12 protein-coding genes are annotated in these 14799 nt (G+C 74.0%); 11 read left to right on the top strand and 1 reads right to left on the bottom strand.

The features are described 5' to 3' along the window. Positions 1-535: 535 nt before the first annotated feature. The 9 genes from ABD284_RS03720 to ABD284_RS03680 all read left to right on the top strand — a co-directional run bounded on the left by ABD284_RS03720 (position 536) and on the right by ABD284_RS03680 (position 12266). On the top strand, positions 536-1483 hold the full coding sequence (locus ABD284_RS03720; RefSeq protein WP_344140910.1) for a CPBP family intramembrane glutamic endopeptidase: 948 nt from the start codon (positions 536-538) through the stop codon (positions 1481-1483). Between the two features lie 311 nt (positions 1484-1794). Further along, a complete protein-coding gene (locus ABD284_RS03715) occupies positions 1795-3660 on the top strand; it encodes a PhoX family protein (RefSeq protein ID WP_344140908.1) in 1866 nt (621 codons plus the stop codon). Between the two features lie 412 nt (positions 3661-4072). Beyond that, positions 4073-4630 carry a histidine kinase gene (locus ABD284_RS03710; protein WP_344140907.1) on the top strand — a complete coding sequence of 186 codons (558 nt, stop codon included), beginning with the start codon at positions 4073-4075 and terminating at the stop codon, positions 4628-4630. A gap of 81 nt (positions 4631-4711) precedes the next feature. Then, positions 4712-5506 (top strand): DUF4097 family beta strand repeat-containing protein, encoded by a 795-nt coding sequence (locus ABD284_RS03705; RefSeq protein WP_344140905.1) that lies wholly within the window; start codon positions 4712-4714, stop codon positions 5504-5506. Positions 5507-5615: 109 nt separating this feature from the next. Next, positions 5616-6578 carry an ATP-binding cassette domain-containing protein gene (locus ABD284_RS03700; protein ID WP_344140904.1) on the top strand — a complete coding sequence of 321 codons (963 nt, stop codon included), beginning with the start codon at positions 5616-5618 and terminating at the stop codon, positions 6576-6578. A gap of 2 nt (positions 6579-6580) precedes the next feature. After that, positions 6581-7408, top strand: coding sequence for an ABC transporter permease (locus ABD284_RS03695; RefSeq protein WP_344140903.1), 828 nt, complete (start codon positions 6581-6583; stop codon positions 7406-7408). 437 nt (positions 7409-7845) lie between these two features. Then, complete coding sequence (locus tag ABD284_RS03690; RefSeq protein ID WP_344140902.1) at positions 7846-8325, top strand: GbsR/MarR family transcriptional regulator; 480 nt, start codon at positions 7846-7848, stop codon at positions 8323-8325. Beyond that, positions 8322-9188, top strand: a complete 867-nt coding sequence (locus tag ABD284_RS03685) for an SAM-dependent methyltransferase (protein WP_344140901.1) — start codon at positions 8322-8324, stop codon at positions 9186-9188. Before ABD284_RS03690 ends, ABD284_RS03685 begins: the two co-directional genes overlap by 4 nt. A 387-nt stretch (positions 9189-9575) precedes the next feature. Further along, positions 9576-12266: an ATP-binding protein gene (locus tag ABD284_RS03680; protein ID WP_344140900.1), complete on the top strand. Its 2691-nt coding sequence runs from the start codon at positions 9576-9578 to the stop codon at positions 12264-12266. A gap of 131 nt (positions 12267-12397) precedes the next feature. Here ABD284_RS03680 and ABD284_RS03675 read toward each other — a convergent pair whose 3' ends face one another. Next, positions 12398-13300: a MerR family transcriptional regulator gene (locus ABD284_RS03675; RefSeq protein WP_344140898.1), complete on the bottom strand. Its 903-nt coding sequence runs from the start codon at positions 13298-13300 to the stop codon at positions 12398-12400. Positions 13301-13713: 413 nt separating this feature from the next. Between ABD284_RS03675 and ABD284_RS03670 the strand changes: the two genes are divergently transcribed. Both ABD284_RS03670 and ABD284_RS03665 read left to right on the top strand, forming a co-directional pair. Next, positions 13714-14160 carry an SRPBCC family protein gene (locus tag ABD284_RS03670; protein WP_344140896.1) on the top strand — a complete coding sequence of 149 codons (447 nt, stop codon included), beginning with the start codon at positions 13714-13716 and terminating at the stop codon, positions 14158-14160. Between the two features lie 282 nt (positions 14161-14442). Then, positions 14443-14775, top strand: coding sequence for a hypothetical protein (locus ABD284_RS03665; protein ID WP_344140895.1), 333 nt, complete (start codon positions 14443-14445; stop codon positions 14773-14775). Positions 14776-14799: the final 24 nt, after the last annotated feature.

Raw genomic sequence — 14799 nt, 5'->3', positions numbered from 1 at the left:
GCAGGAAGGGGCTGGGGAGGGGCCGCGGCCGACTCGCCCACGGACCCGGCATCGCCGACTGGCAGCGAGGCGAAGCGCCGGAGTAGCCGAGGTGCCGGACTAGGACGGAGTCCGGCACCTCGGCCGCAGCCGACCCGATTCGACGAACGGATCGCATCCGGCGCGAGTTCCCCCTGCCTCCCCTCCGCGTGCGCCGCACCCGCCTCGCCTCCGCGACCGGGCACGGGTCCGGCGGGACACCTCCCTGCCGCGTCGACCCCCTGCGCCCGCACGCCGCCTCTGCGCCCGCCCCTTCCGGGCCGTCGAGCCGCGCCGCGCCTCCCCGCGGGGCCGCGGAGGGCGCTTCGCGCCCGTCGACCTGGCGGTGGCCGCCTCCTGCCCAGGGCCGTGTGCAGCCTGCCGGACAGAAAGCGGCCCCTTTGCTGGATCGTGGCCGCGTATGCGGTCTCCGTAATGTCAGGGCATCGCGACGGGCGGTTTTCCCAGCGCCCGTCAACCCCTGGTGCGAAGCCGCCCCTGACTCCGAGGACGACGCATGCCCGATTTCCCGCATCCCGACCGCACGCCCGCGTGGCGCCGCTTCGTCAAGCGCCACCCGATGGCGAGCTTCTTCACCTCGGCGATCACCCTGAGCTGGATCGCCTGGACGCCCTACATCCTCTCCGACCACGGCCTCGGGCTGGCGGACATCGAGATCCCCGGCCTCTGGTCCCAGCTCCTGCTGATGCTGCCCGGCGCCTACCTCGGCCCGATCTTCTCGGCGTTCCTCGTCACAGCCGCGGCCGACGGCCGCGAAGGGCTGCGCGTGTGGGCGGGGCGCCTGCTGAAGTGGCGGATCAACTGGCGCTGGTACGCGCTGTCCCTGCTGGGCGTCCCGGCGGCGCTCATCCTCTGCGGCATCCCGTTCTCCGGCGGCGATGTGCAGGTCCCGCCGCTCGTGGTGCTCGCCGCCTACATCCCCGGCCTGGTCCTGCAGTTCCTGACGACCGGCATCGCCGAGGAGCCGGGCTGGCGCGACTTCGCGCTCCCCCGGATGCAGCCGTACTTCGGCCCGCTGCTCGGCACCGTCATCCTCGGCGTCATCTGGGGGATCTGGCACCTGCCGCTGTTCATGACCGAGTGGGGCGGGTTCCCGAACGTCACCTGGGCCCAGCCCGTCGAGTTCGTCGTCTCGTGCGTCGCCATCAGCGTGGTGATGACCTGGGTGTTCAACCGCACCGGCGAAAGCCTGCCGATCGCGATCCTGCTGCACGCCAGCGTCAACAACTTCATGTCGATCGTGCTCTCCTTCCTGTTCCCCTCGATCGGCGACTCGCACGCCGCCGCAGGCCACGTCGTGCTCCTCGCCTTCGGCCTGGCGGCCTGCGCGCTCATCGCGGCGACCCGCGGCAGGCTCGGCTACGACCCCGCGGCGGCCGTCCCGCGGAAGGCGGAGGCCGCGCCCGAGGACGCCCGGGGCACCGGCACGGGAGCCCCGGCCTGATCCTGCGTGTGCGGGCGGCCGGTCCGCGGACCGGCCGCCCGCACACGGCGGTGGACAGCACCGGCTGGAACTCCCGGCCCCGGCCCGAGCGCTCCGCCCTACCGGCGGCCCGGGCACCGGCGCCGACCCGCGGGCCGCATGCGGCCGCCGCGCCCCCGCACGGGGGCGGGCGCCGCACAGGTCGGACGGGGACGGCTCCGCTCGGCGTTCACGTCCGTGTGGCGGGCAGGCCACCTCAGCTCCCTACCGTTGCCAGCGCCCACGGCCGCGCTGACCTGCGCGGTCCACCTCCCCGCGGTTGGAGCCCCCTCGTGCACCCTGAAACGCCGAACACACCCCCGCTCTCCGAGCTCGCCGAGCGCCGGCTGTCCCGCCGGACGGCCATGGCGGGGGGCCTCGCCACCGCGGCCGGGGCCTTCTTCGGTACCGCGGCGCCCGCGGCGGCGGACGCCCTCGGCGGGGCGGGCGGCGCCGCCGCCCACGGCCCGCGGCGGCGGCTGCTCGGGTTCGAGCCGGTCGAACCCGGCGTCGCCGACGAGGTCGTGCTGCCCGACGGGTACGAGTACCACGTGCTCTTCCCGTGGGGCCACCCGATCGTCCCCTCCGGCCCCGCGTTCTCCGAGGACGCCGGCAACAGCGCGGCCGACCAGGCCCGCCAGGCGGGCGACCACCACGACGGCATGTGGTACTTCCCGCTGAGGGGCAGCCGCTCCGGCCTGCTCTGCGTCAATCACGAGGCCACGACTGAGCGGCTGCTGCACACCGGCGGCGAGGCCGACTGGACGCCGGAGAAGACGGCCAAGTCCATGGCCGCGCACGGGGTCTCGGTGATCGAGGTCGAGCAGGGCCGCCGCGGCGAGTGGAGGCTGGCCGAGTCGCGCTACGCCCGCCGGGTGACCATGTCCACGCCCGCCGAGATCACCGGCCCGGCGGCGGGACACGCCCTGATGCGCACCGGCGCCGACCCCGAGGGCGTGCGCGTGCTGGGCACGCTGAACAACTGCGCCAGCGGGCCGACGCCCTGGCACACCTACCTGACGTGTGAGGAGACCACCAACAAGTACTTCTACCCCGGCGAGGAGGCACCGCCCGCCGGGTCGCCCCAGGAGCGCTACGGCATCGGCTCGGAGAGCCCGTACCCGTGGTACACCACCGACGAGCGGTTCGACATGCGGGCGGAGCCCAACGAGTACCTCCGGTTCGGCTGGGTGGTGGAGGTCGACCCCTTCGACCCGGAGTCCGCGCCGAAGAAGCGGACGGCCCTGGGCCGGATGGAGCACGAGAACGCCGTCGTCGTCCGCGGCCGCCGCGGCGAGGCCGTCGTCTACATGGGCGACGACAGCCAGTTCGACTACTTCTACAAGTTCGTCGGCGCCGAGCCGATCGGCAGGGCGCGCGCGCACGGCCGGAGTCCGCTGGACGAGGGCACCCTCTACGTCGCCAGGTTCGAGGAGGACGGTTCGGGCGCGTGGCTGCCGCTGGTGCACGGCGGACCCGGCCTGACCGAGGCCGACGGCTTCGCTGACCAGGCCGAGGTCCTGGTCTACACCCGGCTGGCCGCCGACGCGGCGGGCGCGACGCCGATGGACCGCCCGGAGTGGTGCACCGTGCAGCCCGGAACCGGAGCGGTGTTCTTCACCTGCACGAACAACACGGCCCGGACCGAGACGGTGAACCCGGCGAACCCGCGGCTGGACAACCGCTACGGCCACATCATGAAGATCGACGAGCACCGCGACCCCGCCGCCGAGAAGTTCGACTGGGACGTCTTCCTGCTCGCCGGCGACGAGGCCAGCGGCGCCACCGTTCCGCCGGACCAGGCGTTCGGCTCGCCGGACGGGCTCTGGTTCGACGCCGACGGGCGGCTGTGGATCCAGACCGACGGCACCCAGCCGCAGGTCGACGGCGCCGACCAGAACAACCAGATGCTGGCGGCCGACACCCGCAGGGGCGACATCCGCCGGTTCCTGGTCGGCCCGCCCGACTGCGAGATCACCGGCATCACCGCCACGCCGGACGGCCGGTCCCTGTTCGTGAACATCCAGCACCCCGGCGACTCGGGTACCCCGGAGGACCCGCGGGCGGGCTCGAACTGGCCCGACTTCAGCCGGACCGGCCGCCCCCGCTCCGCGACCATCGTCATCACCCGCGAGGACGGCGGGGTGATCGGCGGCTGACCCCGGACCGCGGAAGCGGGCCCGCGCACCCGAAGGGGCGTGCGGGCCCGCACCCGCACCGCCGGCGGTCCCGCCCGGCCGAGGGCTCGGGCGCCGGTCCGCAGGTCCGCGCGCCCGATGTCCATTCCGGGCAGGACGCGGTCCAGCAGGCGCGGTGGCCACCAGGCGCTCCGCCGATGAGCGCCATCACCGCCGGAACGAGCGCCGTCCTGGCGGGGAACGCGTCCGCCGGGACGCCGACCGCCGGGACGCCGTCCGCCGGGGCGAAGGCCGCGGGCTGGATCGCGGCGTCGTCGCCGGCGACGAACGACCCGGCGTGGGGCGAGGCCGGCGCAAGGGTGGCGCCGGGATGGTGTCAGATTCATGGGAATGACGCTTGACGTGACGTCATCCATGACGTCATTATGAGGTCATGGATTTGATGCCGTATGTGGACACCCTCCGCCGCCAGCTCGTGGCGGCCGCCGAAGCCGGGGGCGAGGACACCCGGGCGATCGCGGAGCGCCTGACCGCGGCGCTGGAGCCGGCTGCGCGCCTGGCCCTGATGGACGCGCTGTCCGACGCCGCGGACGAGATCACCCGCGACTTCGCGCCGGGGTCGGTCGAGGTCCGGCTGCGCGGGGGTCAGACTGACTTCATCGTGACGTCACCCGCGAACGAGGAGTCGTTCGGCGACTCCGGCCTCGGCCCCGCAACGGCACAGCACTCTCCGGCGGACGCCGCGGCCGAGGCCCGGCCGCCTGCGGGCGCGCTCCCGCCGGACGCCGACGAAGGCGGCACGTCGCGCGTCACCCTGCGGCTGCCGGACCACCTCAAGCCGCGCGTCGAGGAGGAGGCGCGCCGCGAAGGGCTCTCGGTGAACGCCTGGCTGGTACGCGCGGTGTCCGCCGCGCTCGACCCCGGGCCCCGCCGCACCGCTCCGGGCCCGAGCCGCCCGGTCGGGCGCGGCTACACCGGCTGGGTCCGCTGACCGCACCCGGCTTCACCCACCACCACTGACACGTCTCCCACCAGCGGAGACGCCCACCAGCGCCATGAGCGGGAGACACCCATGCCGAATTTCGACACCCCCGAACCGATCACCGCCGAGATCGACCTTGCGGTCGGCACCGTCCAGATCAACGCCGGCGACCGCGGCGACACGAACGTCGAGGTCCGTCCGCGCGACCCCGGCAAGGACGCCGACGTCCGCGTCGCCGAGGAGATCCGGGTCGAGTTCGCCGGCGACGTACTGCTGGTACACGACCCCGGGACCACCGGCCTGAGCCGGCTGCTGCGCAAAGGCGTGGTCGACGTGACGGTCGACCTGCCGGCCGGCTCGCGAATCCAGGCCGACATCCGCGACGCCGGCCTCCGCTGCGAGGGCCGGCTGGGCGCGGCCAGGATCACCGCATCCACCGGCAACGTCACCCTGGACCGGATGACCGGAAACGCCGAGATCACCTCCACGCACGGCCGGGTCCGCGTCCAGGAGATCGACGGCGCCGCCGCGGTGCGGACGTCCAACGGCGCCATCGCCCTCGGCACGGTGACCGGCAGGCTGCGGACGAACTCCGCCCACGGCGACGTCACCGTCGAGCGCGCACTGTCCTCCGTCACGGCCAGGACCGCGCACGGCAGCGTCCGGATCGGCGAGGTGGTCCGCGGCGAGGTCGACCTGGAGACCTCCTACGGGGAGGTGGAGGTCGGCATCCGCGAGGGCACCGCCGCCTGGCTGGACACCGGATCCAAGCACGGCAGCACGACCAGCTCGCTGGAAGCGGCCGAGGAGCCGGGCCCCGCCGAGGAGACCGTCGAGGTCCGCGCCCGCAGCACCTACGGCGACATCGTCGTCCGGCGCGCCTGAACGCGCCGCCGATCCGCCCCGCACGCCGGTGCGCCCCTGCGCACCGGCGGCCCCACACGAACCCGATCACCCCGTCCCGCACCCGCGGGAACCGAGAAGCGAGGCAGCAATGACCCCACACCCGCCCCCGGCGGCCATCACGGCCACCGGCCTGCGAAAGACCTTCGGCGACCACGTTGTCCTGGACGGCATCGACCTGGACGTCCCCACCGGGACGATCTTCTCGCTGCTGGGGCCCAACGGCGCCGGCAAGACCACCGTCGTGAAGATCCTGTCCACGCTGACCGCCGCCGACGGCGGTCGGGCGCGCATCCTCGGCCACGACCTGGCCGCCGAGCCCGACGCGGTGCGTGCCGCGATCGGCGTCACCGGCCAGTACGCGGCGGTGGACGGGCTCCTCACCGGCGAGGAGAACCTGATGCTGATGGGCAACCTGCACCGGCTGGGCCGCCGGCGCGCCCGGCGGCGCACGGCCGACCTGCTGGAGCGGTTCGACCTGGTCGACGCGGCCGGGAAGCCGGCCTCCACCTACTCCGGCGGCATGCGCCGCCGACTCGACCTGGCGATGACCCTGATGGGCGACCCCCGGCTCATCTTCCTCGACGAACCGACCACCGGACTGGACCCCCGCAGCCGCCGCGGCATGTGGGACATCACCCGCGAACTGGTCGCCGACGGCGTCACCGTCTTTCTCACCACCCAGTACCTGGAGGAGGCCGACCGGCTCGCCGACCGGATCGCGGTCCTCGACCACGGCAGCATCGTCGCGCAGGGCACGGCCGACGAGCTCAAGCGCCGCATCCCCGGCGGCCACATCCGCCTGCGGTTCGCCGCGGCCCACGCCCTGGACGCGGCATCCCGCACCCTCGGCGGGGCGCGCGACGACGCCGCGCTGGCGCTTCAGGTTCCCAGCGACGGCGGCGTCGAGTCGCTGCGGGCACTGCTCGACCGCGCCGACGCCGCGTCGATCGAGATCGAGGAGCTGTCGGTGCACACCCCCGACCTCGACGACGTCTTCCTCGCCCTCACCGGCCACTCCAGCACCGCGGACAACGAAGCGAAGGCGGCCTGACGATGAACACCCTCACCCGCGCCACCAGCGACTCGGCCACGATGGTCGGCCGCCAGTTGCGGCACATGAGGCGCTACCCCTCACTCACGATCATGCTCGCGGGCATGCCGATCGTCATGCTGCTGCTGTTCGTCTACGTCTTCGGCGGCGCCATGGGCGCTGGACTCGGCGACGCAGCCGCCGGCCCGGCCAATTCGGGCGGCACGGGCGGCGTCGGCGGCCGAGCCGCCTACCTCGACTACATCGTCCCCGGGATTCTGCTGATCGCCGTGGCGATGGTCGCCCAGGGGACCGCGATCGCGGTGGCCACGGACATGACCGAAGGCGTCATCGCCCGGTTCCGCACCATGGACATCGCCCGCGTCTCCGTGCTGACCGGACATGTCGTCGGGGCACTCGTGCAGACGGTGGTCGCCGTAACGATCGTCGTCGGGGTGGCGCTGCTCCTCGGGTTCCGGCCGAGCGCCGGCCCCCTGGACTGGCTCGCGGCCGCCGGTCTGCTTGCGGCGGTCGCCTTCGCCCTGACCTGGCTGACGGTCGCGCTGGGCCTGGTCTCCGACAGCGTCGAGACCGCGAGCAACACCCCCATGCCGCTGATGTTCCTGCCCTTCCTCTCCAGCGGGTTCGTGCCCACCGACACCCTGCCGACGGGGCTGCGGTGGTTCGCCGAGTACCAGCCCTTCACCCCCATGAGCGAGGCCCTGAGAGGGCTGCTCATGGGCACGGGGGCCGGCGACAGCGCGGTGCCGGCCCTGGCCTGGTGCGCCGTCATCGCGCTGGCCTCCTACATCTGGGCCAAGCGCCTCTACAACCGCCGCTCCGCCGGTTAGCGGCACACCGCCGGGCCGCCCGCGAACACGGCGAGCGCCCCCGGCCGCGACGGCGGCCGGGGGCGCCCGCCGCGCGTTTGCCGGGCGTCCGCGGCCGGTCGCCGCTCCCGCCGGTCACCCGCCCGTTTCCGGGCCGGACGAGGACCTCGGGCGCACGCCGTCCGTCCGTCGCCCGACGGCCGGGCGCGGCGCCGGGCTGGAGCGCCCGGGGCTCCGGCGGTTCCGGTCGTTGCGCTCCCTGCGTACCGGTGATGGCGGCTCTCGCCACGGACACCCGCACGCCCGGTCCGCTCGGAGGGGGCTTCCGAACCGAAGGCGAGGGCTCTTTCATGCGGCCGTGTCCCGTCGGGCCGGCGGCCGGTGCACGCGGTCCGGTTGCAATGCCAGTGGTTTCAGCACATACTGAAATCACTGGCATCTTGGAGGAGGAGAGCGCGGTGTCGGAAAGCGGCTCACCCGGCTGGGAGGACACGCTCGCCTGGGTCGAGCGGGTCGCGACGATCTTCAGTGCGGACGGGATCCCGCCGATCGCCGGGCGGACCCTGGGGTGGCTGATGATCTGCGACCCGCCGGAGCAGTCCGCCGGGCAGATCAGCACCGCGATCGGGGCCAGCCGCGCCTCGCTGACCACGAACCTGCGCATGCTGACGACGATGGAGCTGGTCAGTCGGCGCACCCGCGCCGGCGAGCGCACGGTCTACTACCGCGTCGACGACGACGCCTGGTACAAGGTCGTCCAGCGGCAGATCGCCGGTGTGGCGTCCTATGTGGAGGTCGCCCGGGACGGCATGGACCTGGTCGGCCCCGACAGCCCGCGCGCCGCGCGGGTCCGCGAGTCCCACCGGGTCCTGTCCTGGCTGGTGCGGGTGTTCGCCGACGCGCCGCCGCCTCCTTCCGAAACGGAGGACCGCTCATGAGCAGCCCGGAGGCGCAAACCGCGGACGGCCCTATGGCGATCGTCGCGGCCGAGCAGTTCGAGGAGCGCCCGCTGATCCGCGACCCCTGCGCGTACCGGTTCCTGACCGGCGGCGCGCGGTGGTTCGCCGCCGCCAACCGGTGGGGCCCTCTGCGCCGGTGGACGATCCGCAGCATGGAGAAGCGGATGCCGGGGCTGTGGGCGAACATCGTCTGCCGCAAGCGCTACGTGGACGACCGGCTGCTCGAAGCCGCGGAGTCGGGCGTCGACGCGGTGGTGATTCTCGGCGCGGGCTTCGACGACCGCGCCTACCGGCTGGCCGCACTCGAGGGGACGCCGGTCTTCGAGGTCGACCTCCCGGAGAACGCCGACCGCAAGCGGGCCGCGCTGCACCGGGTCTACGGCGCGGTCCCCGCGTCGGTGACCCTGGTCCCCGTCGACTTCCAGACGCAGGCGCTCGCCGACGTGCTCGCCGAGCACGGCTACCGGCCCGAGTGGCGCACCTTCTTCGTCTGGGAGGCGGTCACCCAGTACCTGACCGAGGAGGGCGTCCGGGCGACGTTCGGCTTCCTCGCCGCCGCCCCGGCGGGCAGCCGGCTCGCCTTCACCTACGTGCACCGGGACTTCCTCGACGGGACCGACGCCTTCGGCGCCGGGGCCGCCTACGAGAAGTGGGTGGTGCGGGAGCGGATCTGGCGCTTCGGTATGCGCCCGGAGGAGGTCGGCGGGTTCCTCGCCGAGTACGGCTGGCGCGAGCTGGACCAGGCGGGGGAGGAGGAGTTCGCCGCCCGCTATGTCGCACCGACCGGGCGCGCACTGCGCACCACCGACGTGGAGCGCTCGGTCGCAGCCGAGAAGGCCTGAGGCCCGCCGGGGCGAGCCGGCCGCGTCCCCGACCGCGCTTGCCGGGTGCGGCGCTGCCGGTGTACCCGCCGAGGTCGGATATCAGCTTGGTCAGCTCGGGGTCGGCCTCGTAGCGGCGCCGGTGCAGCGCCGCGATCCTGGCGCCCATCCCGGGGTCCGGGCCGGTCGGCGAATGCCTCTTCCATCGCCGGAAGGCCGGGGCGATGATCGCCGGCGCCATGACCGTCAGTGCGGCCGAGGCGAGGATCGTGCCGCGGGCGAGGCGGCGGGAGCCGTGCGGTCGGCTCGGATCGCCATGCCCCGACGATCGCCCCGGCGGACCCGCCTTCGCGTCGGCGAGGATCGCCTATCCGCCCGCGCGTCGGCGATCCGCATATCGTTTTTTCTATGCCAACGCCGCCTTCCCCCGCGCTCGTCGGCAGGCGCGAGGAGACCGCCCGCCTCGACACCGTGCTCGACGCGGCGGACCGCGGTGCGGGCGGCGTGCTCGTTCTCCGCGGTGATCCGGGCATCGGCAAGAGCGCGCTGCTGGACCACGCCGTCCACACGGCCTCGACGGGCTGCCGGTTGATCCGCGCCTCCGGATCGGAGTTCGAGAGCGAACTGCCGTTCGCGGCGCTGCACCAGCTGTGCGTGTCGGTGCTCGGGCACCTCGACGAGCTGGAGGAGCCCTACCGCAACGCCCTGCGCGTCGCGTTCGGCCTGGCCGGCGGTGCGCCGGACCCGTCCCGCGTCGGCCTCGCCGCACTCGGCCTGCTGGGCGCCGCGGCGAAGGAGCGTCCGCTGCTGTGCGTCGTCGACGACGCGCACTGGCTGGACACCGCCTCGGCGAGGGCGCTGGTGTTCTTGGCCAGGCGCATCGCGGCGGAGCCGATCGCGATGGTGGTCGCGACCCGCGGCGAAGGCTCCGCCCGCGCGCTCGACGAGCTGCCCGAACTGGCGGTCGGCGGTCTGAGCGACGCGGACTCGCGCGCGCTGCTGGCCGCCGGGAAGGCCGGGACGCTCGACGAGCGCGTGCGCGAGCGCATCCTCGCCGAGGCGCGCGGGAACCCGCTGGCGCTGATCGAACTGCCCAAGGCCGGCGGCTTCGCACTACCGACCCCGTCGCCGGTCGCGAACCGGATCGAGGCGAGTTTCCAGGCCAGGCTGGCGGGCCTGTCCGCGCAGACGCGGCTGCTGCTGACCCTCGCGAGCGCCGATCCGACCGGCGATCCGGCCCTGTTGTGGACGGCGGCGGCCCGGCGGTCCGACATCGACGTGCCCGCCGCGAGCGCCGCCGCCGAAGCCTCCGATCTGGTGCGGTTCGACACGCGCGCACGGTTCTGCCACCCGCTGGCGCGCTCGGCCGTATACCGCGCGGCCGACCCGGAGTGGCGCCGCGCGGCGCACCTGGCCCTGGCCGACGCCGTCGACCCCGTCGCGGCACCGGACCGGCGGGCCTGGCACCGCGCTCAGGCCGCCGGCGGGCCGGACGAACAGGTCGCCGCGGAACTGGAGTCGTCGGCCGCGCGGGCGCAGTCGCGCGGGGGCGTCGCGGCCGCAGCCGCCTTCCTCGAACGCGCGGCGGCGCTCTCCCGCGACCCCGGCAAGCAGACCGAGCGCGCACTCGCGGCCGCGCGGGCCGCGGTGGAGGCCGGCGAGCCCGACTCGGCGGCGGACCTGCTGGCCGGTATCGGCACCGAGGCGCTGGACGACCTCCAGCACGCGTCCGCCGATCTGCTGCGCGGGCAGATCGCGCTCGTCTCAGGCGCGGACGGGGCCGCCAGCGGGCCGGAGTTCATCCTGCGGGCGGCGCGGCGGCTCGCCGGGGTGGATCCGGAGCGGTCGCGCGCGTGCTACGTGTCGGCGCTGGAGACGGGGCTGGTCGTCAGCAGAGCCGACGGGGTGATGGAGCGCGTGCTCGACGCGGCCCGCTCGGCGCCGCCGGCGTCGCGGCCTCCGGACCTGCTGGACGCGCTGGTGCTGCTGAGCACCGAGGGCCACCACGCGGGCGTGCCGGCGCTTAGGCGGGTTCTCACCGGCGGCGACGCCGGCTGGAGCCGAGTTCCGGCGCTGGCCACGATGGTCGCGGGCGAGCTGTGGGACCTCGACCTGCACGCGTCGATCGTCGAGTGGCTGGTACGGACCGGGCAGGACACGGGATCACCGCTCACCGTCCGGCTCGGTCTGTCGCAGGCGGCGATGTCCGCGGTGCTCACCGGCGACTTCGGCCGGGCGATGGGCGCGATCGCCGAGGAGGAGGCGATCGCCGACGCCCTCGGCGACGTGCCGCAGCTGTATCCGCGGGTGCAGCTGGCGGCGATGCGCGGCCGCCGCCGAGAGGCGCTCGACCTGTTCGCCGACGCGGCGAGGCGGGGGATCGGCCAGCTGGCCGCGAACACCGACGGGGCCGCAGCCGTGCTGTACAACGGCCTGGGCGACTACCCGGCCGCGCTGGACGCGGCCCGGCGCGCCGTGGCGGGCGGCGAGCTCTTCCGGGCCGGCTTCGCGCTGCCCGAGCTGGTGGAGGCCGCGGTCCGGTGCGGCGAGGCCTCCGTCGCGGAGTCGGCGCTCGCGTCCCTGACGGAGCGCACGACGCCCTCGGGAACCGACGTCGCCCTCGGCGTCGCCGCCGGCGCGCGGGCGCTGGTCCGCGGCACGGAGGACGACTACCGGGAGTCCGTCGAGCACCTGGCGCGCAGCCCGCTGGCGCCCGATCTCGCGCGGGCGCATCTTCGGTTCGGTGAGTGGCTGCGCCGTGCGGGCCGCCGCCGCGACGCGCGCGAACACCTGCGCAGCGCACACGAGCGGCTGTCGCGGATCGGCATGGAGGCGTTCGCCCGGCGGGCGGCCACCGAGCTGCGCGCCACCGGAGAGGTGGTCGTGGGCCGCTCGGAGCACGCCTACGACCGCCTGACCATGCAGGAGATGCACATCGCCCGCCACGTCGCCGCGGGAGCGACGACGAAGGAGGTCGCCGCGCGCCTGTTCCTCAGCCCGCGGACGATCGACGCCCATCTGCGCAGCATCTTCCGCAAGCTCGGTATCACCTCCCGCAGGCAGCTCAGGGGCATGCCGGACATCGGAGCAGCGCACTAGAGCCCGCACGACCGGCCGCAGCCCTCGCCGAGGACCGCGACCCGCACGGCCGCCTCGCAGCGGACGGCGAACTCGACGCCCCGCCGACCGGCGGCGCGGCCGGCACCACCGTCGGCGGACTAGGCCGTGTCTTAAGTAGCGGGTGAGTCTTGGGCGGATAGCTCTTCGGCAAGTTCCATGCAGCGCAGGCGGGCCGGGGAGAAGTCGTAGGGCATCTTGCCGGTGGCTTCGAACGCGCTCATGGAGTCGGCCTCCCGCCTGCCGGAGCTGAGGTCGGCCTCGTCATCGGCGGTGGCGGGATGCGACGTGTCCCAGGCGTCGCAGAGGGCATCGTCGTCCTTGCCCAGGCCGGACTCCTCGATGACGGCCAGCAGGGCGCTTTCGAAGGCGTGCCGCTGGACGGCCACGTGAGCCACCCGTGGATCATCGACGGCGACGCTGTCATCGAGTGCCTCCTCGGCGTCGTCGATGCGGTCGGAATCCTTTCGCAGCGTGGGATGCGTGGCCAGGACGACGAAGCGGGTGGCCTGGACGGCCGCGCCGAGCGGGCCGAAGATCCGCTCAGTGACCAGCAGGCTGTCCAGGTCCGCCTGACGCAGGGAGCCCTCGGGCAGCCTCTTGAGGCGTTCGGTGACGACGTCGGAGAGCAGGCCCATCCGGCTGCCTTCGGTGCGCATCCGCTGCACGGCGGTCCGTTGCCGCCGCAGTTCCGCCTCCTGCTCGGCGAGGGTCTCCTCCAACCGCTCCAGGGTGCCCGCGATGCCGTCTCCGCTATCCGCACCGGCGGACGCCATGCCGATGTCGAAGGCGTCGCGGATGTCGTCCAGGGCGATCCCGGCGTCGGCCATCCTGCGAATCCACAGCAGGCGGATCATGTCCTCGTATCCGTAGCAGCGGCGGTCATCGCCGCCCCGCTCGGGCTCGGGGAGCAGCCCGATCTCGTGGTAATGGCGAATCGCCCGTGGCGTGGTGCCGGCGAAGGCCGCCGCGTCGCCGATCTTGACCCGGCGGGGTGGCATGAAAGACGAGTGCATGAGCAGGGACCTCTCCTCACGGGACCGGGACGTAGGTCCACCGGACCACATGCCGCTACGGAAGGTGCAACCCCATGGGCTCCGCCCCGCGCCGACGCCGGGAAACGCGCCCCTTCCTCCGTGATGACCGTAGGGCGGTCGTTTTCCTGCTGGGGCATCCGCACGACGGCAGGCCAAGGGTTCACAGCCACTGATGAATCGCCGCGACCCGAACCGTCGCCTCGGACCGAACCGCGCGTTCGTCGAACCGGGTCGCCGCGGCCCGGTGCCGCTTGAGACGGCTGATCCCGCATTCGACCGCGTACCGACACGGACTAGGCGAACGTCACCGACGCGAACGCCCTCCCGACCGCGCGACCGTGGTTCCGGACCGCCGAGCCGAGCGCCGGCCCCACGCATCAGGAGGATGAACCGTGAACACGATCACCGGGATCGACGCGAGCGCACCCGTCGTCGTACGCAGAGAGATTGCCGTCGACGCTCCGCTGGAGCGCGTGTGGCGGCTGCACACCGATGTGGCCTCGTGGCCGCGGTGGCAGCCCGACATCACCGCTGCGCAGGCGGCCGGCCCGCTGCGCGTCGGCGACGCGTTCCGCTGGAGCACGGCGGGGCTGGACATCGAGTCGACCGTTTACGTCGTCGAAAAACCGCACCGGATCCTCTGGGGCGGACCCGCCCACGGGATCACCGGCGTCCACCTGTGGACCTTCGAGGCGGCGGGTTCGTCGGTGCGCGTGCGCACGGAGGAGTCCTGGGACGGGGAGCCGGTGCGCGCCGACGCCGCCGGCATGCGCGCCGCCCTCGACGAGTCCCTGGCCGCGTGGCTGGCCCACCTCAAGAGCGCCGCCGAGACCCCCTGACTCCGCCCCGGGGGCCCGGGAGATGCGGATCGGGCCGACGCGGCGCGCTTGCCGGTTTCCCGGCCCGTTCCCGAGAGTCCGACGGGATTGCAGGTACCGCCCTCCCGCGGCGGCGAAGCCTGGGATCATCGAAGGGCGGAGCAGCGATACCTGCGCGGTGGTCGCGTGCGACCAGACGCGGTCGGCAGTCGACGGTCCGCCGGTTTCCTGATCGCCGGTCGGTCGAGGGCCGGAGTCCTACAGGTAACCGGCGGTACCGGCCGTCGGCATCCGGGAGGCCTTGTGCGTGCTCTGCTCGCTTTCACCGTGCTGGCGCTTTCGGTCGGGTGCTCCGCGCCGGAGGGACCCGCGGTCCCCGCCGCGCGGATCGCTCCGCTGTCGGGACCGTCGCCGTCGCCCCCTGCCCCCGATACAGACGCACCGGAGTGGGACCGGTCCGCGTCGGCGCGGATGTCGGCGCCGCTGCTGGAGACCGAGCCCGCTCCCGATTCCGACGGCGACCCGCCGGCCGGCCCGGGCGACCCCTTCTACCGGCCGCCCGGCCTCGACCCGTGCGAACCGAACGCGTACGGGTTCGAGGACAACGACGCCTGCCTCAGGCAGCACGGGTACTGACTCCGGCACGGTCACCGGCCCGCC

The organism is Streptomonospora arabica (genome assembly GCF_039531585.1).
Taxonomy (GTDB): Bacteria; Actinomycetota; Actinomycetes; order Streptosporangiales; family Streptosporangiaceae; genus Streptomonospora; species Streptomonospora halophila.
The sequence above is the reverse complement of the archived record's forward strand: the minus strand, read 5'-3'. Positions and strand labels throughout refer to the sequence as shown.